Annotated in this window: 23 protein-coding genes; 7 read left to right on the top strand and 16 right to left on the bottom strand. The window is 49.2% G+C overall.

The window, feature by feature from the left end; genetic code table 11:
- Positions 1-10: 10 nt before the first annotated feature.
- The 4 genes from AC6R0R_RS00365 to AC6R0R_RS00350 are packed head-to-tail and all read right to left on the bottom strand — an operon-like array spanning position 11 to position 2354.
- Positions 11-1057: an efflux RND transporter periplasmic adaptor subunit gene (locus AC6R0R_RS00365; RefSeq protein ID WP_500625281.1), complete on the bottom strand. Its 1047-nt coding sequence runs from the start codon at positions 1055-1057 to the stop codon at positions 11-13.
- Between the two features lie 45 nt (positions 1058-1102).
- Entirely contained in the window at positions 1103-1561 is a 459-nt protein-coding gene (locus tag AC6R0R_RS00360) for a DUF6691 family protein (RefSeq protein WP_500625280.1), read from the bottom strand.
- A gap of 15 nt (positions 1562-1576) precedes the next feature.
- On the bottom strand, positions 1577-1996 hold the full coding sequence (locus tag AC6R0R_RS00355; RefSeq protein ID WP_334551803.1) for a YeeE/YedE family protein: 420 nt from the start codon (positions 1994-1996) through the stop codon (positions 1577-1579).
- 46 nt (positions 1997-2042) lie between these two features.
- Positions 2043-2354: a metalloregulator ArsR/SmtB family transcription factor gene (locus AC6R0R_RS00350; protein ID WP_500625279.1), complete on the bottom strand. Its 312-nt coding sequence runs from the start codon at positions 2352-2354 to the stop codon at positions 2043-2045.
- A gap of 184 nt (positions 2355-2538) precedes the next feature.
- Between AC6R0R_RS00350 and AC6R0R_RS00345 the strand changes: the two genes are divergently transcribed.
- Both AC6R0R_RS00345 and AC6R0R_RS00340 read left to right on the top strand, forming a co-directional pair.
- Positions 2539-2724 (top strand): YgaP family membrane protein, encoded by a 186-nt coding sequence (locus AC6R0R_RS00345; protein ID WP_334551801.1) that lies wholly within the window; start codon positions 2539-2541, stop codon positions 2722-2724.
- 12 nt (positions 2725-2736) lie between these two features.
- Positions 2737-4440: an FAD-dependent oxidoreductase gene (locus AC6R0R_RS00340; RefSeq protein WP_500625278.1), complete on the top strand. Its 1704-nt coding sequence runs from the start codon at positions 2737-2739 to the stop codon at positions 4438-4440.
- A 217-nt stretch (positions 4441-4657) separates the two neighbouring features.
- Here AC6R0R_RS00340 and AC6R0R_RS00335 read toward each other — a convergent pair whose 3' ends face one another.
- The gene (locus AC6R0R_RS00335) at positions 4658-5563 is read right to left on the bottom strand and encodes a LysR substrate-binding domain-containing protein (protein WP_500625277.1); all 906 of its coding nucleotides are present in this window, start codon (positions 5561-5563) and stop codon (positions 4658-4660) included.
- 108 nt (positions 5564-5671) lie between these two features.
- Between AC6R0R_RS00335 and dkgB the strand changes: the two genes are divergently transcribed.
- The 3 genes from dkgB to AC6R0R_RS00320 all read left to right on the top strand — a co-directional run bounded on the left by dkgB (position 5672) and on the right by AC6R0R_RS00320 (position 8239).
- Positions 5672-6469, top strand: coding sequence for a 2,5-didehydrogluconate reductase DkgB (gene dkgB / locus AC6R0R_RS00330; RefSeq protein WP_500625276.1), 798 nt, complete (start codon positions 5672-5674; stop codon positions 6467-6469).
- 159 nt (positions 6470-6628) lie between these two features.
- Positions 6629-7153: a hypothetical protein gene (locus AC6R0R_RS00325; RefSeq protein WP_500625275.1), complete on the top strand. Its 525-nt coding sequence runs from the start codon at positions 6629-6631 to the stop codon at positions 7151-7153.
- A gap of 96 nt (positions 7154-7249) precedes the next feature.
- Positions 7250-8239, top strand: coding sequence for a Gfo/Idh/MocA family protein (locus tag AC6R0R_RS00320; protein WP_500625274.1), 990 nt, complete (start codon positions 7250-7252; stop codon positions 8237-8239).
- Positions 8240-8277: 38 nt separating this feature from the next.
- Here AC6R0R_RS00320 and AC6R0R_RS00315 read toward each other — a convergent pair whose 3' ends face one another.
- The 6 genes from AC6R0R_RS00315 to AC6R0R_RS00290 form a co-directional block, all read right to left on the bottom strand.
- Positions 8278-8757: a heme-degrading domain-containing protein gene (locus AC6R0R_RS00315; protein WP_500625273.1), complete on the bottom strand. Its 480-nt coding sequence runs from the start codon at positions 8755-8757 to the stop codon at positions 8278-8280.
- Entirely contained in the window at positions 8754-9809 is a 1056-nt protein-coding gene (locus AC6R0R_RS00310) for an oxidoreductase (RefSeq protein ID WP_500625272.1), read from the bottom strand. Before AC6R0R_RS00310 ends, AC6R0R_RS00315 begins: the two co-directional genes overlap by 4 nt.
- A gap of 153 nt (positions 9810-9962) precedes the next feature.
- A complete protein-coding gene (locus tag AC6R0R_RS00305; protein WP_500625271.1) occupies positions 9963-10616 on the bottom strand; it encodes a DUF3047 domain-containing protein in 654 nt (217 codons plus the stop codon).
- 126 nt (positions 10617-10742) lie between these two features.
- Positions 10743-11831 (bottom strand): ribosome small subunit-dependent GTPase A, encoded by a 1089-nt coding sequence (gene rsgA / locus AC6R0R_RS00300; RefSeq protein WP_500625270.1) that lies wholly within the window; start codon positions 11829-11831, stop codon positions 10743-10745.
- A 271-nt stretch (positions 11832-12102) separates the two neighbouring features.
- On the bottom strand, positions 12103-13137 hold the full coding sequence (locus tag AC6R0R_RS00295) for a methionine synthase (RefSeq protein ID WP_500625269.1): 1035 nt from the start codon (positions 13135-13137) through the stop codon (positions 12103-12105).
- Between the two features lie 31 nt (positions 13138-13168).
- Complete coding sequence (locus AC6R0R_RS00290) at positions 13169-14143, bottom strand: DUF1852 domain-containing protein (RefSeq protein ID WP_500625268.1); 975 nt, start codon at positions 14141-14143, stop codon at positions 13169-13171.
- Positions 14144-14487: 344 nt separating this feature from the next.
- Between AC6R0R_RS00290 and AC6R0R_RS00285 the strand changes: the two genes are divergently transcribed.
- Positions 14488-15132: a GntR family transcriptional regulator gene (locus AC6R0R_RS00285; protein WP_500625267.1), complete on the top strand. Its 645-nt coding sequence runs from the start codon at positions 14488-14490 to the stop codon at positions 15130-15132.
- Positions 15133-15211: 79 nt separating this feature from the next.
- Here the strand turns inward: AC6R0R_RS00285 and AC6R0R_RS00280 are convergent, their stop codons facing one another.
- Genes AC6R0R_RS00280 through AC6R0R_RS00265 form a run of 4 tightly spaced genes read right to left on the bottom strand, consistent with a single transcriptional unit; the run spans position 15212 to position 21053 of the window.
- On the bottom strand, positions 15212-16468 hold the full coding sequence (locus tag AC6R0R_RS00280) for an amidohydrolase family protein (RefSeq protein ID WP_500625266.1): 1257 nt from the start codon (positions 16466-16468) through the stop codon (positions 15212-15214).
- Entirely contained in the window at positions 16465-18951 is a 2487-nt protein-coding gene (locus tag AC6R0R_RS00275) for a branched-chain amino acid ABC transporter ATP-binding protein/permease (RefSeq protein ID WP_500625265.1), read from the bottom strand. Before AC6R0R_RS00275 ends, AC6R0R_RS00280 begins: the two co-directional genes overlap by 4 nt.
- Positions 18948-19817, bottom strand: coding sequence for a branched-chain amino acid ABC transporter permease (locus AC6R0R_RS00270; protein WP_500625264.1), 870 nt, complete (start codon positions 19815-19817; stop codon positions 18948-18950). The genes AC6R0R_RS00275 and AC6R0R_RS00270 overlap by 4 nt, the downstream gene beginning before the upstream one ends.
- Positions 19818-19868: 51 nt before the next feature.
- Positions 19869-21053 (bottom strand): ABC transporter substrate-binding protein, encoded by a 1185-nt coding sequence (locus AC6R0R_RS00265; RefSeq protein ID WP_500625263.1) that lies wholly within the window; start codon positions 21051-21053, stop codon positions 19869-19871.
- A 167-nt stretch (positions 21054-21220) separates the two neighbouring features.
- Here AC6R0R_RS00265 and AC6R0R_RS00260 point away from each other — a divergent pair, with 167 nt between their 5' ends.
- Positions 21221-21628, top strand: coding sequence for a nuclear transport factor 2 family protein (locus AC6R0R_RS00260; RefSeq protein ID WP_500625262.1), 408 nt, complete (start codon positions 21221-21223; stop codon positions 21626-21628).
- 98 nt (positions 21629-21726) lie between these two features.
- On the opposite strand, the gene atzF is transcribed toward AC6R0R_RS00260, so the two are convergent.
- Complete coding sequence (gene atzF / locus AC6R0R_RS00255) at positions 21727-23508, bottom strand: allophanate hydrolase (protein ID WP_500625261.1); 1782 nt, start codon at positions 23506-23508, stop codon at positions 21727-21729.
- Position 23509 lies beyond the last annotated feature (1 nt).

The following is a 23509-nucleotide window of genomic DNA, read 5'->3' as shown; positions in this document are numbered from 1 at the left end:
CCCCCTGCCTTTATTGCTGCTGGCTTAATGTTGGCAGGGTCGCGTAGATCGCGTCTCCCTCTTCCAACCCAGACAGCACCTCAACGTACTCACCCACTTGTTGACCTAAACGCACTGGGTTAAGCACCGGTCCGTTTTCACTTTGACGGTAAACCGCACTTAACTCGCCGCGGCGTACTACCGCCTCATTGGGAATCATTTGTATCGCGCGTTCACCGAAGCGAAACTCAGTTTTTACCCACATTCCCGGCACCAAAGCGCTCGCATTAGCAGGCAAATCTTTGCTTTCGGGTAAATCCAAACGAATTTTGAAGGTGTGAGACGTGGTGTCGGCGTAGCTGAACAAGTTATAGGAGGTGGGCGCGACGCGCTCGCCATTGGGTGCCATCACATCAAATTGAGAGACATCCTTAACAAGCGGTTGATACCGCTGAGGAATTTGCGTTTCAACGCGCAGACGATCTAAAGAGAAGCCACTGAGTAGTGGCGACCCTGGCGCAACGGTTTCACCAAGCTCGACGTGACGCGCTGTGACCACGCCGTCATAAGGCGCTTGAATACTGGTGTAGCCAAGGGACTCTTTTGCCTGAGCGGCACTTGCTTGCGCCGCTTTCACTGAGGCCGCAGTGCTGCGCGCACGCGCTTCTGCGCTGTCCATTTGATCTTGAGAAATTGCGCCTTTCGGGAAGAGTTGACGATACCGGGCAACCTGAGCTTGCGCCTCACGATTTAGCGCAATCGCACTAGCCAGTTGTGCATTGGCGGCATCGAGCGAGGCTGATTGTTGCACCGCGCTGATTTCAAGCAACACTTGCCCTTGTTTGACGACATCATTGACGTCAACGTGCAAGCTCACAACTCGCCCAGACGTCTGAGCGGCGACGGTTCCTTGATTGACGGGTTGAATCACGCCATCTAAATGGACACTCTGCGCCATCGGAGCACGTGTGACCAAGTACAACGTGTCATTCTGGTTAGCCATGCTTACAGCAGAAAAGCCCATCAGGCTCACGGCCAGTGCAGAGGTGGCTACAGAGAGTTGAAATGTCCTTTTCATGATCGCCGCTCCTTTTTTTTGAGGGGTTATGTATCAGTGTAAAACTTAAGCAAGTTGAGACTGTGACTTGCGGCTGTTTTTATAACAAATCATTAGGTTAGTGGCCCCTAGACCAACCATCATGCTGGCAAAAAAGATCCAAACGCCCACGTTACCTAAACCGAGACTGGCCATTGCAGGTCCTGGACAAACGCCAGCCAGCCCCCAACCCACGCCAAACAGCGCAGCGCCGCTTATCAATCGACCATCAATCTGTTTACTTTTTGCTAGGCAAAAGGTCTGTGCCGCGAGCGGCTTTTTCTTGGGTTTAATCAGCAAAAAATAGCTCGGCATAAACACCAACAAGGCGCCGCCCATCACAAACATCAAACTTGGATCCCACTGACCCGCGATGTCCAAAAAGCCCAGAACTTTGTGTGGGTCTGCCATGCCAGACACCACCATGCCCATGCCAAATAACACGCCTGCCAACAGTGACGTTAAACGAAAAACAACTTTATTCATGAAAAGATCCTAAGGTTATACAAGGTGGAATCGAACAAATACCGTCAACGCTGCCACGCCCATAAAGACGCCAGTCGCGACCATTGAACGCTTAGACAAACGGCCAAGGCCACAAATACCGTGCCCACTGGTGCAACCGTTGCCAAGGCGCGTACCCACTCCAACAAGCAAACCGGCGAGCGCCAATCCTGTCGCACTGGTTGAATAGACCGTCACCACATCGTCAACAAACAGCAAGGCTGCGAGAATACCGCCCGAGACCATGCCCACCGCGAAAAGCAATCGCCAAGCAAAATCGTTCGATTTCGGCGTAAGTAGCCCCGTCATGATGCCGCTAATGCCCGCGATTTTTCCGTTAATCAGCAACAAAATCGTGGCTGAAACCCCAAGTAACATGCCTCCTGCTAACGATTCCCAAGGAACTGTGAACGCCATATCTACCTCTAAGTGTCGTATGTATTAATGTTGGGTTTACCCAGCGTTATCGAGCGCAAAAAATTGTCTCTAAACTCTGAATAAGTTGAATCACTCGCGCATCTGCCAAGGAGTAGAACACCTGTTGGGACTCTTTACGCGCCTGTATTAATCCATGCTTACGCAGCACAGTAAGATGTTGAGAGAAGGCGGATTGGCTCAATGTCGACCCTGCTTGCAAGGCCCCCACGCCGACTTCGCCTTGCGTCAATTGACATAAGACCATCAAACGCTCTGGGTGAGCCATGACCTTGAGTAGATCAGAAGCCTCAACCGCATTTTGTTGCATTTGGCTTAGATTCAATGTTTGTTCACTCATGACACACCTATTATTTTGCAATGGAATGCTCTCTAACGAATGGCTTGATAATAAACCCAAACCTAATTTAGTCAATACTAATTTAGTATTTTTGTAATTAGATAAATAAACATTAGACTTTTCTAATTTAGGGTTCTATAGTACGAGGGTTTCATCACGGAAATGATTCGAAAGGAGAACGATCATGACGTTAGAAAATGCTATTCGTGTACTGGCAGGCAGTATGGTTCTGCTATCGGTGGTACTGACCTTCACCGTCAGTAGCCACTTTGTTTGGCTAACTGTGTTTGTTGGCGTTAACTTGATTCAAAGCGCGTTTACAGGTTTGTGCCCTGCCGCTTTCTTTTTGAAAAAACTTGGTTTTCACTAATCGGAGTCACCCATGACTAAAATTGTTATCGTAGGCGGTGTTGCAGGTGGTGCATCTGCGGCTGCTCGTGCTCGTCGCCTTAGCGAGGATGCTCAAATCATCATGTTTGAACGTGGTGAGTTTGTTTCGTTTGCCAACTGCGGCTTGCCTTACCACATCGGCGGCGACATTACCGACCGCAGTAAGCTCCTATTGCAAACTCCGGAGAGCTTCCTTGCACGATTTAACGTCGATGTCCGCGTGATGAATGAAGTGGTGCGCATTAATCGCGAAGACAAATCCATCACGGTAAAAAATCTGCTCGATGGCACTGAATACCAAGAGTCTTATGACTTTCTGCTATTAAGCCCAGGTGCAGGTCCGGTTGTGCCACCGATCCCTGGTATCAAGAATCCGCTGACGCATTCACTGCGCAACATTCCAGACATGGATCGCATCATCAAAACGATTCAGATGAACAAACCGGAACACGCCACTGTCGTGGGCGGCGGATTTATTGGCCTTGAAATGATGGAAGCCTTCCACCAGCTCGGCATCAAAACCACCCTCATCGAAATGGCCGATCAAGTGATGACGCCCGTCGATCGTGAAATGGCAGGCTTCGCGCACGCGGAAATTCGCCAGCGCGGCATCGATCTCAAATTGGGTGTTGCGTTAAGCGCCGTCGAATATGTACCCAATGATCACATGGCAAGTATCGCTTCGGGTGAGGATGTCGAACATCAACACATCGAAGGTGAGTTGACACTGTCACTCAACAATGGCGAATCGCTCACCACTGACATTCTTATTATGGCTATCGGTGTGCGCCCAGAAACCAAGCTCGCACAAGAAGCCGGTCTACAAATTGGCGCCCTTGGCGGCATTTACACCAATGAAGCGATGCAAACCAGCGATCCTAGCATCTACGCCGTCGGTGATGCGGTCGAAGAGAAAGACTTCGTGACCGGTGAGCAGACATTGGTCCCTCTAGCAGGACCTGCCAACCGTCAAGGCCGCATGGCGGCAGACAATATGCTTGGCCGCAGTGAACAGTATCAAGGCACACAGGGCACTGCGATCTGTAAGATTTTTGATCTTGCCGTCGCCTCTACCGGTAAGAATGAGAAGCAGCTAAAACGCGCAGGCATCGCCTATGAAAAAGTGTATGTTCACACCGCGAGCCATGCGAGCTACTACCCTGGCGCGGAAATTGTGTCGTTTAAAATGCTGTTTGACCCAACCTCTGGCAAAATTTTGGGCGCACAAGCGGTCGGTAAAGATGGCGTCGATAAACGCATTGACGTGATGGCGGTAGCTCAGCGCGCAGGTATGACTGTCGATCAGTTGCAGCACCTTGAATTAACTTACGCCCCACCGTACGGCTCGGCAAAAGACGTCATTAACCAAGCCGCGTTTGTTGCCAACAACCTAATCAAAGGCGACAGCAAAGCGATTCACTTTGATGAAATCGACAACCTCACAGAGGACCAAGTCCTGCTAGACGTGCGTAACCCAGGTGAGCTGGAATCGGTCGGTTACATCGATGGTGCGATTAACATCCCTGTCGACCAGTTGCGTCACCGCATGAATGAGCTCCCTAAAGACAAAGAGATCGTTATCTACTGTCAAGTAGGGTTACGCGGTAACGTAGCCTACCGTCAATTGGTCAACAACGGCTTTAAGGCGCGTAACCTACTCGGCGGTTACCGTACCTACAAGTTCGCTACGGCCTAAGTTTTTATTCCACCACGTCAACACTGTCTTGGGGAGCGAATTGCTCCCCTTTTTTGTTTCGTTACCTACACAAGCCACCATATCGTGTCGCCACCGTCCGAGCAAAAACAGGCACACCGTACCGAGTAAGATAGCACTGATCATCCATTGCTCTCGGTTCATTCCTAATTCCAGCATTAATTGTCCTTGTGATTGATGGTGCGAGTAGGCATCGGCATTACAAAAAACGTCCCTCTTGCACTGTCACTTCTTTCTTGACGAAATCAATAAAAGAACTGATGCGTCGTGACGTAGCAGAGTTACGGTAATAGACAGCGTGAATGGGCTGACGAATGTCTTGTGAAGCATCTGTAAGCAATTCAGTGAGGGCGCCACTCTGCCTATCTTGATAAGTCATGAAGTCTGACAAGCAAGCGATCCCAGCACCGTGCAGTGCTAAGGCACGAATCGTTTCCCCGTTGTCCGAACGTAGATTACTCGTGATCTTGATGAGCTTGTTACTGTCATCAAGCAATGGCCAATCTTTTAGCGACTCCGGGCGGCTAAAGCCAAGCAATTTGTGCGACAGCAGATCATGAACACAGTTAGGTTTGCCCTGTGCTTCAATATACGCAGGACTGGCGAGAATACGTATACGGCTATGGCCAATAAACGTGGCTCTGAGCGTTGAATCTCTTAGTTCGCCGATGCGAAACGCAATGTCGGTCTTTTTGCCGACCAGATCGATGTTCTCTTCATTGGAATTTAACTCAATCTCCACATCAGGATACGTTTGCTGATAGCGAGCAATTAATGGCGTCAGCACATGCAAACAAAAAGGGGTCGCGGCATTGATTCTCAACAATCCTGATGGTTGTGTTTTTTGGCTGGTCAGCTGCGCTTCCGCCGCTTCTACCTCATCCAAGATTTGCCGAACTTTGGCGAGGTAGACCGTCCCTTCACTCGTCACATCTAGCTTTCGCGTTGTACGATTAAGCAGCGTCGTGTCGAGTTTAGTTTCTAGGCGCGATACGGTGCGACTGACAGCAGAGACCGTCACCGACAATACTTGTGCAGCATCGCTGATCGAACCCACATCCACTACAGTCACAAACGTCTTCATCTCATCGAGGGTCGCTTTCATTGTTTACCAATTATCAAATTAGATTTTCTTTTTGTTAACTATACTGCAAGAAATAGACACCGTACATTAGTCAGCACACAAACCCTTCCTTTAAAAATAGGAGTTCATATGGCAGTTCCCACTTTCGGTGTCGGCACATTTCGTCTGACAGGAGACACAGTAAAACAATCGGTCAAACACGCGCTCGACTTGGGCTATCGCGCCATTGATACTGCGCAAATTTATGGCAATGAAGCGGACATTGGAGAGATGATCGCGGCAAATAATCTGCCTCGTGAATCACTATTTATTACCACCAAGATTTGGGTGGATAGCATGAGCGAGGCATCACTTATTGCTAGCCTTCGAGAGAGCCTTAAGAAACTCAACACGGATTACGTCGACCTCACTCTGATTCATTGGCCGGGGACAGACAAGAATATCGAGGAGTACATGAAGGCGCTGATGGAAGCAAAGACGCTTGGTCTGACAAAACAGATTGGTGTGTCGAACTTCAATATCGACCTGCTTCAGCAAGCGATTGATATCGTCGGTGTCGATCACATTGCCACTAACCAAATTGAACTGAGCCCTTATTTGCAAAACAACAAACTGGTTGAATTCATGCAACAGCAAGGGATTCAGGTGACGTCATACATGACGCTCGCCTACGGCAAAGTGCTTCACGATGAGGTCATCAAACAGATCGCGGTTGAGTGCAACGCAACCCCAGCGCAAGTTACACTCGCTTGGGCGCTAAACAAGGGCTATGCGGTGATCCCTTCATCGACCAAGCGCGATAACTTAGCCAGCAACCTTGAGGCGCAAAAGCTAACACTGAGTGATGATAATATGGCACGCATCGACGCATTAGAAAGAAATGGGCGTGAAGTCGACCCAGATGGGTTAGCACCCATCTGGGATTAGTCGGGTAATAGCGTCGAAGATCTGTTTTCTCTAAAGCGCCGTCCTCACACAAACCATTACACGCATTGGGTTTGCACCATCAAACCCTTTGCTTTTCAACGCTATTGATATATAAACTAATGCATTGTTTTACCACGTTATCCTTGCCTTTCCTTTTTTATGTTACTCACCCTTGTTATTTTGTTGGCTATCGTCCTTACCGCGCTGCTGGCGCACTACTATCACTCCGAATCTGTACGTAGAAAAAGTCGCCAAGACGCAAAGCAGACGCTATTGCTGCGCTCCAAACGCATTAAACAGACATTCAAAGGCCACATAGAACGCTTTTGTGCCCTTGATGCCCTAACGCCAGAAACAGAAATGGCCGTGCTCCGTTTAGCCAACCTGTTTTTCGTTTTTCAACCGGTCAACAGCCACACGGTTGAGCAATACCAAGAGACGTTACACAACTTGGTCAAGACGATTGATGAGCGAATTGATGCGGCCCAAGAGACATCACTGGACATACTGAGTGCCGATCTTGAGCGATTTTCCGCTTCACTGCCTAAAGCGAACAGTGCTTATACTGCGAGCTTCTATCGGAATGACTTACCTGCGATGATTTATCACCTCAGCAATGAGACGACCACCTCCGTGAGTGATGAGGCCGCCATGAAACCTGCACCAGAAATGGTCACCGAGTAAGGTAAGCAGTTGAGAGTGCTCACATTCTCGTTTGCGTACGCATGAGCTGCCTAATTAATACGCTATAGTGCAGACTGCAAAGAGAAAGGAGAACTCATGTCAGCCACCCACACTCAACCCGTCATGAAATGGGGCGTGATTGCGCCGGGTCGCATCGCGCATAACTTTGCCAAAGGGATCAGTGTTGTCGACGACGCCTGTATCACAGCCGTCGCCAGTCGAGATAAACAGCGCGCAACAGCGTTCGCTGAGCAGTATGGAATCGATCGCATCTATCTAGATTACGCCGAGTTAATTCGCGACCCCGACATCGATGCCATCTACATCGCCACACCTCATGCGTTTCACTTTGAGCTAGCAAAACAATGCTTGTTGGCCCGAAAACCGGTGTTGTGTGAAAAGCCATTGACGATGAATGCCGCGCAATCACAAGCGTTGGCGAGACTCGCTTTAGAACAGTCTACTTTCATCATGGAGGCGCTGTGGTCGAAATTTCTCCCTGTTTGGCGAAATATGAACACATGGTTGGCGCAAATTGGCGAAGTGAAACAGGTTCACTCGAGCTTTTGTTTTAAGGTGGATGTAGACCCAAATGATCGTTTATTTGATCCCTTACTCGGTGGTGGCGCACTGCACGACATTGGCATTTACAATATCGCGCTATCGAACCTCCTATTTGGTCAAGCGCCGTGTGACTGGAAACTGAGCGGCGATGTCGGGCAAACAGGGGTGGAAGAAACGGTTAATGCACTTTTAGATTATGGTGACGGCCGGCACGCAACCTTTCATTGTAGCTTCCATGTGGATGAGCCAATGGTGATGCAAATCTCAGGCACTCATGGACGCATTGTCATTGATGCGCCTTTCTTTGGTGCCCAATCTGCCACGCTCTACGCTGACGATAACGCCCCTGAAACCTTTCAGGTCACCCATCACGGCGGTGGGTTTGAATACCAGATTCGTGAAGCCATGGCATGCATTCGCAGTGGCCAAGTTTTTAGTGAGATTCACCCTCTCTCATCAACGCTAGAGCACATGCGTATTATTGATCAAATGCGCGCTGAACTGGGCATCCCAACGCCCTAGCATAAGACTTTTCGCCATCAGATTTAGGTCACCTAGATTTAGGTGACTCTTGAACAATTAGCCAAATAGTCACTTAACACCTCAATCAGTAACTGATGATCGTCAGCTTGAGGTAACCCTGAGACCGTGATGGCACCGACAAGGCCACAACCTCGAATTCGAATCGGGAATGATCCACCATGCGCACAGTACTGAGTCGCATCTAGGTGCGCTTGGCGTTCAAAATCTCGCTGCTTTTGCGCATTGTACTGACCTAAGTAATAGGAGCTGTGGCCAAATCGCATCACAGAGCGGCGTTTGCGCATCGCCCAGTCTAGATTGTCGGCTGTGGTTCCGGGCATGGCGAACTGAAAGATGACCTGTTCAAATGCATACACTTCCACCAGCACAGCCGCCGACTGCGCTTCGGCACGCTGTTTTAATGCCAGCCCTAGCTCCCATGCTGTCTCATTGTTAAAGCGTTCAAACTGAAGTTGAGCTTCTTGCTCTAACAATACCTCTAATGACGCTTGAGTCATTGATTCCACTCCCATTGACCTTCCAGTGCTAATGTTTGCCCTAAGCGGCTGCTCTGCATCGCTAATTCAATCAGGCGAATCGTCGCTAGCGCTTGTTGGGGCGTGACGGGGACTGGTGTGTTGTGTCGAATCGCGCTGGCCATTTGCTCAAAATAGGTTTGGTATTGACCCGAAAAAGTATCAATCCGCTCAGAGCCTTCATCGTGATAAAAACGCCCAAAGTGCACCTCACTTTCTTGGCCCCAGCTTGGGTCTAAGGGTGTCATGCCTGAAGTTAGCTGAGACTCCTGAGGATCAAGACCGTATTTTTCATAACTGCCCTGTGTGCCCTTAACAGTAAAACGATGGTTGGGGCCCGCACTGAACATATCGCCATGAAGTACTGCTAATCGGTTGGGGTAATGAAGCGTAACGTTGAAGTAATCCACCGTGGTACTCGATGGACGCAGCATTTTGCAATGAGCACTGATCGCCTCTGGTAAGCCAAACAGTTCAAGCGCTTGATCGATAAGATGCGAGCCAAGATCGAATAAAATACCGCCGCCATCGGTCGCCTGTTCACGCCAGCGAACGCGCACTTCGGGTCTGAATCGGTCAAAGTGAGACTCGAAATGTTTGACGTCACCTACTCTCCCCTCTTCAATAAGGGATTTGACGGTTAAAAAGTCTCCATCCCAACGTCGATTGTGGTAAACACTGAGTAGACACTGATTTCTTTTGGCCAAATCAATCAACGCCTGACCATCTTGCACATTCGTCACAAACGGCTTCTCAATGATGACGTGCTTCCCATTTTCCAATGCTAATTTCGCTAACGGAAAGTGCTCACTGTTGGGTGCGGTAATAATCACCAGTTCAGCGTCAGATTCCGTAAGCATCGCCACGGCGTCTGTAAAGTGCTGGACGTTTGGCCAATCTTGGGCTACCTCTGTCTTACTGGTGCTGACAGCAACAAAATCAAAGGCTTCTAAGCTGGTAATAAACGGGATGTGGAAGGTTTTTGCAGAAAAGCCGTAGCCCACTACAGCAGTTTTGATAGGAGAAAAAGTCATAGCACTACTCGGTCAATTATGGAGATTACCCATCTGGGGTCAAATGGGAGATCTGAGGTTCGTCGTTTATAAACAAGCGATTCTATTCGACATCCATCACTCATAAAACCCCAAAAACATTCATCACTAAAATTCCATGGTGACAAACATTACTCACTGTTCTGTAAACCTTATTTCACCATAGAACGCATGGGCTTGCTCGCCACTATTGTCCGTATCGGTCATAATAGCAATGACATCAATATACTGGTACGCGCGGGCGTTATCGATATCACTACCCTTGTCGCCAAAGTAGGTGATGAAGTCTTGATAAACGTTACGCTTTTCATCATGCCATAAGCCAAGTTTTGCCTCGTTGTCTTTCACCGCTAACATTTTGACCCTTTCACCTGCATAAGCATTATCCCAAGAAGTGCCTTCACTTTGTGAGCTCGACCAAACGTAATTGAGCGCTTGTGAGCTTAGTCCCATCAAGCCCTTTTCCATCACAAGATAAATCCGCGCGGCATAATCATCCCCTTGTTTGCTGCGCTCGTCTAATCTGGTGAGTGCTTGGTCCACTTTCCATCGCCAATGGATCATCGGTGTCTGCAAAAGATCAACGCGCTTAGCGATTACCCAGCCAGACGCACTCTCTTCACTGACTGCTTGCAGCACTGAACCACCTAGCATTGGCTGATATTGAGTATTGCCAGAAAACACTTTTTCACGCCACGTTGAGTCATTAATCTCAAACGGCGGTAATGTCACATCAGCGCTGACATAAAACGCGCTGCTGAAAAGAAAGAAGCCAAGTGAAGATTTCATGGATAACACCAATATAGAGTTGAGGTGATAACTTAGTGTAATCACCATTTAATAACGATACGATCAGCATGAAACGGCCGCTGCCTAATTTCAAGGAGGCATTTCGCCTCCTTGAACTTATCGAGATTACACCCCGTTTCTGCGTTTTTGCTTTTCTCCCATCACCCGCCGCACCATTTTGCCAAATTGTTTACTTTGCGCGCGTTGCTGCGCAAGCGTGGCGCCGTTATGGGCCTGCTCACGTAAGAGCTTTTGGTAGTTGTTAAAACGGCGTTCATCTAACTCGCCATTGGAGATAGCTTGCTGCACGGCGCAGCCCGGCTCACTTTGATGCTGACAATCACCAAAGCGGCACGCTTTAGCCAAGCTCGCTACGTCCGCAAAAGTCTCACTCACGCCATCTTCACAGTCCGCCAGTTGAATTTCTCGCATTCCCGGCGTATCGAGCAAAACCGCGCCCGAGGGCAGAAAGTGAATCGAGCGCGAAGTGGTGGTGTGCCTACCCTTGCTGTCATCCTCACGGATACCTCCGGTCGCTTGCTCCTGCTCACCTAGCAAGGTATTGACCAGCGTAGATTTTCCCACCCCAGACGATCCGATAAACGCCACCGTTTGGCCTTCGCCGCACCAGCTCATCAAGCGACTTACGCTGTTAGCGTCAAGTGCATTGACACTCTCAACCATGAGAAATGGATCCAATTGCTGCACCTGTTGGCGCAGCGCCGCTTCATCCTCGCACAAATCGGCTTTAGTCAGCACGACTACGGGCTCAACCTTGGCTTCATTAACAAGGGCAAGGTAGCGCTCAATGCGGCTTAGGTTGAAATCATGGTTAAGCGAACAGACGATAAATACGGTGTCCACATTGGCGGCAATCAGTTGCTGTTCGACCTTTGTCCCTGCGGCTTTTCGGCTAAACAGGCTTCGGCGTTCAAGTAGCGACGAGAACTGTTGCTGACCATCCAACACTAGCCAATCGCCAACGGTCATCGCTGGCAATGAACGGGTGATCGGTAAATGATGCTCTTGATAGCCGTCACTTTGTTGGCTTAGCACCACGTAACCACTGCGATGATGTGCGATGACGCGAGCCCAGCGGGTATCATCGTAATCGTCTAATGAGATCTGCTGCTGAAAAAATGGCTTCCAACCGAGACGTTTAAGCAAGTTCGGCTTTTTGTTGGCCGCGGTTACAAAAGAAAATTTTGTATTCATGATTGAATTATCCCAGACGCAACAATGCGCCTTAATACATGAGCATTAGGGTCTAATTCGGATAGAGTTGACCCCGGTGATACCGGGCAAAGAAGGGGGACTGTGGATTATCCACAAAGAGCGATTTGGCGGTTTACCCTTTCACTGCCCAGTTGCTGTTCATCATTACAATCATCTTGTGTCCTCGCTTTAGGTGAAATAACGCGCTGAATATAGACCTCAGTGGTGAGGCTGTCAAACCCAGCGCATACAATCCGAGCTCAACAGTGCGTTACGCCGATGCGACTAACTCGTCTCGGACTATTTTGGCGCCGTCGCTCAATGCTTTGAGCTTGGCAGCAGAGACCTCGCGAGGTAAAGGTGCCATGCCGCAGTTGGTACAAGGGTACAACTTATCGGCATCGACATATTTGAGCGCTTCTCTGAGCGTACTTGCGACCTCTTCTGGCGTTTCAATGTCATGAGTGGCGACATCAATAGCGCCCACCATCACTTTTTTGCCTCGAATCAATGATAACAACTCAATCGGCACACGTGAGTTGTGGCACTCCAGTGAGATAATATCGATGTTTGATTGCTGCAACTTAGGGAACACGGCCTCATATTGGCGCCACTCGCTGCCCAACGTTTTTTTCCAGTCAGTGTTGGCTTTGATACCGTAGCCATAGCAGATGTGCACCGCGGTTTCACATTTAAGCCCTTCAATCGCACGTTCTAAGCAGGCGATTCCCCAGTCGTTCACGTCATCGAAGAACACATTAAACGCGGGTTCATCAAACTGGATGATATCGACACCTGCCGCTTCAAGCTCTTTTGCTTCTTGATTGAGGATCTTGGCAAACTCCCACGCCAATTTCTCACGGCTTTTGTAGTGCGCATCATACAAGGTATCGATCATAGTCATCGGCCCAGGCAGTGCCCACTTGATGGGTTGGTCAGTTTGCTGGCGCAAAAATTTCGCGTCCTCGACAAACACCGGTTTGATGCGACTTACTGGGCCAACCACGGTTGGCACGCTTGCTTCATAACGATTACGAATGGTCACGGTTTGACGATTGTCGAAATCCACCCCACCCAAATGCTCAATAAACGTAGTGACAAAGTGTTGGCGCGTTTGCTCGCCGTCACTGACGATAGTAACGCCCGCGAATTGCTGCTCTTGCAGGGCTACACGCAGAGCATCGCGTTTTCCATCTTGCAGCGCTTCCCCTTCTAACTTCCACGGGGACCACAGTGTCTCCGGCTCGGCAAGCCATGACGGTTTAGGTAAGCTTCCCGCGGTAGATGTCGGTAGTAATGTTTTCATCGATTGTTCCTTCACAAAATTTTCATCATGGTTACGCGTAGCTTTCTGACCACTGCTCAAGTCGCGCTTGATACGGTTGAATAAAGTGTGTTTGTGCAAATTTCCCTTGCTCTACTGCCAATTGGCTGCGTTCTTCGCGGTCATAGACGATTTGTGTTAGAGAGTGATCGCGATTGTTCAATTTTGGCTGATACACCGCGCCCGCGGCTGCGTTAGCGTTGTAGATCTCTGGGCGATAAATCTTTTGAAACGTCTCCATCGTGCTGATCGTGCTGATGAGTTCTAGATTGGTGTAATCATTGAGTAAGTCGCCAAAGAAGTAGAAAGCCAGGGGCGCGGCGCAGTTCGGCGGCATAAAGTAACGTACGTCTAAGCCCATCTTTTTGAAATACTGCTCAGTAAGCGACGATTCATTCGGCAGATACTCAACACCGAGCACCGGGTGTTGATTGCTGGTGCGGCGATAAATCTTGTTGTCGGAAACACTGAGGCAAATCACCGGACGCTTGTTAAACGATTGCTGATATGTCGCAGAGCGAACAAAAGACTGGAACAGTTGGCCATGCAGCTCACCAAATTTGGGCGGCACACTAAACTGGTTCGCATGCTTATTGTGCTCAAGCAGTAAGACACTAAAATCGTAATCGCGCACATAGGAAGAGAAGTTATTCCCCACGATACCTTCAATACGTTGATTGTTTTTACGATCCAAAATATGCGTTTGCAGGACTTCTATCGAGGGAAAAGCGTCACTTTGCCCGTCTAACGCGATCTCGACGGAGATGATGTCCAACTCCAATGCGTAACGATCACCAGTAGGATTGTCCCAATGTGCAAGCGAATTGAAGCGATTGTCCATCATTCGCAGCGCCGCTCGCAGGTTGTCTTGACGTTGTTCGCCCCGTGCCAAGTTAGCAAAGTTGGTGGTAATACGCGTGTTGTCTGACGGCTGATAATGCTCATCAAAACGCAGGCTTTTAATCCTAAAAGTGAACTCGTTATTCATTGTAATTATCCTATTTCCTGAGAAAACGCTGACGATTTAGGCTCTGCTGGGTGGGTCAAAGCCTAACGCCAGTTATACGGAGTTCACGAGTTGAAGAATATTGGTATTACTTCACTTTAAACATGAAGAAGTTTCATGGTGAGAATAGCAGTACGATAAATAAAACGACTGACCTACTGGTCGTCAAAGGTGAAAATCAACAATATAAACAAGGTATAACGTTGTCACTAGCGGGAAAACAGAGTTAGACTTAACGATAGTGAATAGGTTACAAAGGCTTGAAAAACATGGTTACGTCGCGTTCCACCGCATCGACGCATAAACAAAAGGAAGTGCAGAGAATTATGGCGGCGCTATCAACTGCTGTCGCGCAACACAAACTAAAACCGGGACAGCGTTTGGTTGAAGCGCAAATTGTCTCCGCACTCCAAGCCAACCGTAACCATGTACAAACGGCGCTACAACGCTTGGCCCTGCAACACATCGTTAAGATCGAGCCCAACCGTGGCGCTATGGTGGCCAAACCTAGTGAAGCCGAAGCTAAAGAAGTATTTGCGGCTCGTCGGGTGATTGAAAGAGGTATCGTTGAAGGTATTTCATCCGAACTGATGGCCGACCATTGGCATGAGATTCTTGCACACATTGAGCGTGAGCATGCTGCTGTACATACCGATGATCGACGAGAAATTGTCGACGCGCTGTGTGACTTTCATCGTCTCTTAGCGCGACTCTGTGGCAATACGGTATTGATGGAGATGTTTGACAACCTGATGGTACGCAGCTCGTTAATCGTCGCACTCTACCAGCGTAACGACGTTCCCACCTGCCAGCATGATGAACACCTGCAGCTTATAGAGGCATTAAAGTCTGGCGACACAAGCCTTGCCGTCTCTGTGATGTTAGCCCACCTCGACCATCTTGAGGCTGAGCTAGACTTAAGCCGTCACAAAGAGCAAGAACTCGATTTGAGTGAAGCACTCAACCTTTGATATCAGTATTGTGCTTACCACTTATTCTTTCTCGTTCTCTGAGCCTTACCGCGAAGCTATACTGACGTCAAGCCCGCGTTTATTGCGCTTTCTCCAATTGATGCAACTGAACTTCTGGCCTCGTAAAGGTGACGTTTCCGCGCTTGATACCCATAGTGGGTAGCGCTATCTTCGCGACGATATCGGCTTTGTCTAACGCATCAAAAAACACCGCGTCCGCCGCCTTTCCGACTCCTATGCCATGCTGAACAATTTTCATGAGCCTTGCTGAATCGGTACAAATCCAATCGAAACACTGCGCTAACTCTGTTTTTGTCGTCAAATGGGCAATGTTGGCATACAGATTCGCCATCCTGATTTGAGACGCGTCGCCATAAGGTGTAAATGGATTCTCAATGTTGTTGCTCGATATTGAGCAGCACACCCCACGCTGACTCATCGGCTTGAGCGGCGCCACCCCTCTCGGTATCAGACAATCAAAATCACGACCGTTGAGAAAAAGATCGGTGCTCGGCAGCGCCGTCAAATGAACACCTGCCATAGCCATTTGTGCTGCTATGGGCGCGAGCGCTTGTGATGGCAGCGCCGATAGTTTTGTCACATGCCCAACGGTAACCCGTCCCTGATAATCACATGCCTGCGTCATTTCGATGACAAACGGCAATGTCATGGTGGATGTATCAAGGTCAAAATCAAGGTGAAAATCAATATCCACATCGTATTGCTTGGCCAAGGAAAACAGCGCCCTTACCTGCTCCTCTGGTTCACTATCGGTATAAGGGCACCCCCCCAACAGATCCGCCCCTTGATCGAGTGCGTCAGCCAGTAATTCGTACGTTCCCGGGTTATTATGAAGGCCTTCTTGTGGAAAGACGCACAACTCCAGCGTTATCGCCCAGGCATACTCTTTTTTGAGCGCTGAGATTGCCTGAAAACCAACCAACCCAATCACAGGATCAATCTCTACATGCGTACGCATATAACTGGTGCCATGCTTGATGGCCTTCTCTAGTACCTGTTTCCCGCGCTGATAGATGTCTTGATAAGTGAACTCCGCTTTTAGCCGTGAGGTCTGTTCAATCGCTTCTTGCAGTGTGCCTTTTTGCAAGGCACAGCGAGATACCGTGCATGCTTTATCAAGATGTACATGGGTTTCTACCAGACCGGGTAGCATCAACCTGCCTTGTGCGTCTATCTCTTTCCTACCCGTCAGTTCACTGGGTTCAAGTTCAACTTGCCGTTTAAAGCCGACAAACACCCCCTCGTTGATAAATGCGCAGTTAAGTTGTGGCTCGCCGTCCAAGCGGCAATTGGTCACTACAGTATCGGCTATCATGAGCTTGCTCCTAAATACGCTTTTTCTAGCTCAGAATCTGATCGTAGCTGTTCCGAACTGCCGGTTTGTACAATGGTGCCCGTTTCAAGCAGGTACGCGCGATCGGCTATCTGCAAGGCAAGGTTCGCCATCTGATCAACCAGTAAGATGGTCACACCGTCATCTCTGAGCTGCGCAAGCGCATCATAGAGCTCAGCGATCATTGAAGGTGCGAGCCCAAGTGACGGTTCATCCAACAACAAAATGTGTGGCTTCGCCATTAATGCCCTGCCTACCGCCACCATCTGCTGCTCACCTCCGGATAGAAGGCCCGCCTGACTGTCGATACGATCGCGAAGACGAGGGAATCGCGCCAAAATAGCCTCAATTTCTGACTCTTTATCCACTTCATCTAGACGGCTGTGTGCTCCCATTAACAAATTATCTCTGACGGAGAGCTCACCAAATAACTGACGACCTTCGGGTACCAAAGCCAATCCGCGTTTCGCTATTTGACTCGCATCGAGGTGATGGATATAAGCATCGTCAAGACCAATCGTACCGCTGCGCGGTTTTTTCAAACCAGCGAGGCTTTGTAAAATGCTGCTCTTTCCAGCGCCATTGGCGCCCAAGATGGCGACACACTCACCTGGGTTCACTTCAATGTCCACTTCGTGCACAACCGGTGAGGCACCGTAATCTATCGTTAATTGCTTGGTAAACAACACGGCTTCTTTTTCCGCTTTCCATCTGTTTTCACGCGGCGGTGCGGTATAACGGGTTGCGCCAAGATAAGCGGCGATGACTTTGGGATCTTGTTGTATCTGTTGAGGTTTGCCGAAGGCAATGGGCGTACCTGCATCCAGTACTAATATGTCATCACTGACACCCATCACCAATTTCATATCATGCTCAACCAAGATGACCGCAATACCAAAGCCTGCAATCGACTTAATTAATTGAGCAAGCTGATCGGTGTCTTCTCTACTCAGCCCAGCTGCAGGTTCATCCAGCAGTATCACCCACGGGCATGTCGCCAACGCACGCGCAATCTCGACCAAACGTCGATCGACATGTGGCAAGTCTTCCGCTGGTGTGTGGATAGAGCCACGATAGCCCACCAAAGCCAATAGGTTTAACGCCAGATCTCTTTGACCGGATTGCTCCGCATAAAACGGGTGACCTAGTGTACCCTGCTGCATTGCAGCAAGCAGGTTTTCAATGACCGACATATCCTCAAACAGTTGTGTGGTTTGATAGGTGCGGGCAACACCACTTCGGGCAATGCGGTGTGCAGGAAGCCCCGCGACTTCTTCATTCAACATCACACTGCCTTGATCGGGCGTATAAAAACCACTGATCATATTGAGCACGGTGGTTTTGCCCGCGCCATTAGGGCCGATGATGCTCGTCACTTTGCCTAACGGCGCTTCAAAACTCACCGCTTTGGCCGCAACCACACCACCAAACGTGATACCGATATTATTGACTTTGAGCGCGCTCAACCCGTTGTCAGCACGATCATAAAACGTCGCGATAAGATGACGATTGACAGAATTAGGTGGAAGTTGGGTGAATGAGCGACGAAATTTCGCTGCGACCTCTCCTATCAAACCTCTTGGCGCCACCCATAGAACCACCAATAGCAAAACAGCGAATATCAGCAGGCGATATTCCGCCAGAGGCGCTAAGAGTTCAGGCAATAACACGACCACAGTGGCGCCAATGACCGGCCCCCACAGCGTGCCGACTCCCCCCAAAATAACGACGAGAACGAACAAAATTGACTGGGTAAACGGAAATGTACTTGGGCTGATGTACATCATCAGCGGAGGGATCATCGCCCCGGCGATACCGGCAAATGCCGCAGACAAAGAAAACGCGAGCGTTTGCGTCTGTACTGGGTTAAATCCTAGCGATCTCGCGGCAATAGGGCTCGACTTTACCGCGCGCATCGCTTTGCCCCAGCCACTGAAATAAAACAGCTGATAGGTGAGTAACCCCAAGCCTAAAATGGCAGTGCTGGTTAAGGCAAGTAGACGTTCAGGTTCCATCTCTCCGAATTGCGGCATCATGATACCCATCAATCCGTTGGCGCCTCCAGTGAGGCTCTTCCACTCCATCAAACCATGATGAACCACAAAGGCAAAAGCGATCGTCACCATTGCCAAGTAAGGGCCAGTAACACGCATAGCTGGAATGGCGAGTAATGCTCCAATGGCTGCGCACACTAAACATGCCGCAGCTAAGGCGAGCACAAACGGCACGTCATTGAGCAATAATAATGCGCTCACGTAAGCACCGATGGCGTAAAACGCAATGTGACCGAAGCTTATCTGACCACTCATCCCCATTAATATGTTGAGCCCGACTCCGACGATAGCCGTTAACACGCATAGGGTAAAAACCAGCAGAGAATAACTGTCGAGTAGGAAACATAATATCGCCCCTACTAGGGTGAACAGCGCCACCCATAACCAAGACTTGGTATTGATAGCGCTCATACCTTCACCTCCTGACCTTTAACAAACAGGCCATTCGGCTTCACAGCCAAAGCAATAATGACCAGAGTAAAGGTAATAATTTGTGTAAATGCAGAGCCAAAATAGACGGTGACAATCGCTTCGACTAAACCAAAAATAAGCCCTGCGCTGAATACGCCGGAAGCACTCGCGATCCCGCCAAGGATAGCAACAGCAAACGCCTTCAAGCCAAACAATGTTCCCATGTCGGAATGCACGGCATAGAGCGGCGCGATTAGAATGCCTGCAATTGCCGCAAGTACCGTAGAGACAGCAAAACTGACGGCGACCACGCGACTAACATTAATCCCCATCAACTGCGCTGAATTGGGGTTTTGAACGCTCGCCTGGAGCACCTTACCAAGTTGGGTATGCCTTACTACCAAGACAAGTAAACCCGCAATGATCACCCCGACAACCGGGATCATGACTTGCAATACATAAACGCCGCTACTAAATAGCTCAAGACTTGTCGTCGCGAACGTGTTGGTGAACTGTCTTGGCTCCTTGCCAAAACTGAACAGAACCGTGTTGTCCATCAATATCCCTCCTGCAACCGTCGCCATAAGCCACGCATCGGACCCTTTGCTGGCAAACGGACGCACTAAGAACCGCTCGATGACCAGTCCATACAATGCGCTTAATAGCAGTGTGATAGAAAAAGCAACCCAATACGGCATACCCCAGGTGATACATAATGTGTAAGCCAGCACAGCACCAAGCATCATCGCGCTGCCCTGAGAAAAATTCACCGTCTTACTGACGATAAAGGTAATATGGAAACCCAAAGCAAGGAGAGCATACATGCTCCCCAGACCAAGGCCTGTTATGATCGCGGCGGTTAACATGGCGCTACGCTCTCCTTTACATGGTGATGGATGTATAACCCAAACTGATCGTTACTGAACCGGAACGATTTGGTTATTCACAAAGTGTGTGAACACGTAGTCATTGGGGCCGATCGCATCATGTTGTGTTTCTGTAAACGGACGCTTAAAATCCTTGATCAGCCCTTGATAGTCATCAATGCGGTAGTACCCTTCACGAATCGCGCTCCCCTCCGTAGATCCAGCATTCTTGATTGCGAGCGCCGTTAAGTGCATCGCGTCATACGCATTGGCAATCCCAACCGCGGGAGTCACATCGGCAACACTTTGTATCTCTGGGAATTTCGCTTGTAACTTGCCAAATACCTCGCCGCCTTTTCCGGTTGTAGTATCCGTAAAGGTAAACGTCTGAATAAAGTGCACTCGATCGGCCGTTGGACCAGCAAGCTCACCGAAACGTCCACCCGCCGGTCCCCAGTGGGAGACTACAGGGACATCCCAGCCCATACGTTCAAGTGATTTGACCACCTGAGCGGAAGGCGCCACGTTCGCGACCATTAATAGCGTGTCCGTACCTTTCTCTTTTAAACGGGTCAATTGTGGGACTAAGTCAACGTCACCAGATTCAATACGCTCAATACCTGTGTATTCTATGCCACGACTATTGAGAGCTTGGCGAAAACCTGTTTCGTTCGACTCGCCCCAAGGGTTATTGATCAGCAACATGCCTGGCTTTTTCACCGCATACTTATCGATGGCATACTGAACCAGCGCTTCGTCGACCACCTCATCCACCGCAGAGACACGAAACACATAGTTCTCCTTAGCGCCATTTTTGGTAATCGGTGTACCCGCCGCCCACACCCCCATAAAGGGCATTTTCATTCGGTTGGCGACAGGCACAATCGCAAGCGAAACGGGCGTGTCTAAACCACCAAATAACACCGCGACCTCTTCTTTTTGAATCAACTCGCGCGCCGCTAACAGCCCTTTTGATGGGTTGCTTTCATCGTCACGTCGCACCAGTTCAAGTGGTCGACCTAATACGCCGCCACCTTCGTTTATCTCATCAATCGCAATTTCTAACCCACGAGTGATCGCCTCTCCTGATTTCGCCGACTGGCCTGATAGAGCAGCAACTAATCCCACTTTAATTGGCTCTTGCGCAATGGTTGAAAACGCCGTCAAAGACGCAGCAGCCAAAGCGCTTATCCCAAGTCCCTGTCTGACCCATTTTTTGATAATTGAATGTTTCATAAGATCCCTCTTTTCATTGATTGCTAGCTATTGCACAATAATTGCTAGCAATTTGGGTGCCATACGAGAAAGTGCGGTTTTCAGCCAATTAGAGGCGCACTTTGCACAAAAAAGGCACAAAAATTAACATTTTTGCACCAAATCAATCCACATAAGGAAATGAATCGATGAGTGAACTAGAGAATGCCGTAGACATCGTCCAACAATTTTTAGAAGCATCAATGAAGCCAGATCCGGAGACGGCCGCGACGTTTATGTCCCCTGACGTAAAAATCACATTTACAGGTCGAAGAGAAATGGAGAATACCCACGCCATCAAGGCTTTTAACCAACAACGATACCAATGGGTGAAAAAGAACATTCAGCAATACGATGCGATGGAAAAAGAGGACCACTGCGTCGTGTATTCAACAGGTTTTTTGTATGGTCAGTGGCCAGATGGACGCCATTTCGATGGCAATCGCTACACAGATAGATTTGAAGTCAGGAAAGGTAAAATTACAAAAATGGACGTGCTCAACGACAGCGCTGAGTGGATTCTTGATCCATCGATCAATCGTGAGCAGGCTGAATAGGTCAGTACATAGATCATACTGATGTCCATTCACGCCTTCTCATCAATTTGTAACCCCCTATACCACATGATGTTGGCATGGGGGTTTATAAACACATTTTAGCAGCGTTCAGATAACTCTTGCAGATAATACCGCCACCCTCCAGTCTGGGTGATGTCGGTAGCCCCTTCAATGCCAATCCCTTCACATATGAACCCAGTGACCCAGTCACCAGAATCAATCTCAACGCGGCCCAACCCCAATGGATGGGGAATTTGCATCAACAGGGAACCAAGCTGCTTTTTCGGCACGCGCCAAATTTCAACTTCAATCTTTTGCCCTTGGTTTGAATGACGGACTAAGCCCGGTCTCAGTGGGGGCCCGCCGGCTAAGCAATAAAGAGAATAGTGTTCAGATGTCGTGGTTCGCCGTTTAAAGTTCGCACCTAACTCAATCAGTTGATGATTGAGCGCTAAATCTTTCATGTGTGCACCACAAACCAATAGATCCACACTCTCGCTGCTCTCTAATTCTATTTCGGTCGCCCCTAGCGGTAAGTTCATCGTTCTCTGCCACTCGGTCGCTAACGCAACCAAGGCTTCGTCATGAAACGCTTGGGCAAACAGAGTCACACCAAACGGGAGTCCGGCGTCGGTGAAACCTGCTGGCATCGCGATCGCACTGTAGTCGAGTAAGTTCATGAAATTGGTGTAGTAACCAAGGTTAGAATTGAGCTCGATTGGGTTGTTGCTCACCTCATCAATAGTGTAAATCGTGCCGGCCGTAGGGGTTAGCACAACATCCACCTCTTCCATCAACTTATCGCACTGAACTTTAAATGCTTGCAGTAGATACATGGCTTTAAACGTATCCGCAGCCGATAGTTGTTTCGCTCCACCGACAATCGTTTGAATCACTTCTAAACACTGTTCTTGATTATCGTTGAAAAAGGATTCAATCGCGGCGTATCGCTCCGCAACCCAGGGACCTTGGTAAAGAAGATTGGCGGCTTCTAAGAAGGGTGACAAATCGAAAGGAATAGTCTGCGCGCCCAAAGACTCTAAGCGAGCAACCGACTGAGCATAGAGCTTACGATAGTCTTCATTACCAAAGAATTTAAGCTGCTCTTCACCTGGAACTCCGACCTTCAATCCAGAAAATTGCGTCGTTGTGTTTTGTCCTTGTTTAAGGGCATGGCGCGCATAACAGTCGCTCTCATCGTAGCTTGCGCCGACTCGGTAGAGGGTGCTTAAGTCTTCAGCACACTTGGTAAAAAACGTCACGCAATCTAGTGTACGGCAGGCCGGAACAACGCCACTGCAGCTCAACACCCCTCTGCTCGGTTTGAGGCCATAAAGGTTATTAAATGCTGCCGGGACGCGTCCTGAACCCGCGGTATCGGTACCCAATGCAAAGTAAACTTGGTTGCTCGCAACCGCAACCGCACTGCCAGAGCTCGAACCACCTGAGATGTATTTAGGATCAAAGCTATTTTTCACTGCTCCCCAAGGGCTGCGTGTACCCACTAAGCCAGTGGCGAACTGGTCAAGGCTCGTCTTACCTAAGGGGACTGCACCTGCTTTTATCAACTGCTGAACAACGTAAGCCGACTCCGTTGGTTGATAGCGGTATGCCTCGCAACCCGCGGTGGTGTCTAAGCCCTGCAAATCGATATTATCTTTGATCGCAAAAGGAACACCAAACAGAGGTAGCTGGTCAATCTCTTGCCCTGAAAGTTGAGCGAGATACTCCCCCAGTTGCTGGTCAGAAATCACTGACACCCAGGCATTGGATTGATCCGCTCTCACTTGCGCCAGTTTGCTGCGCAAAAACATCTCTACCTCTATATCACCATTACGGTATGCTTCAAGTAAGCGGCCGATCGTTGTTGGTTCTTCCATT

It is taken from the genome of Vibrio sp. R12-SW3-ISO1 (genome assembly GCF_059834005.1).
Note: the sequence above shows the minus strand (reverse complement) of the source record. Positions and strands in the feature narration are given on the sequence as shown.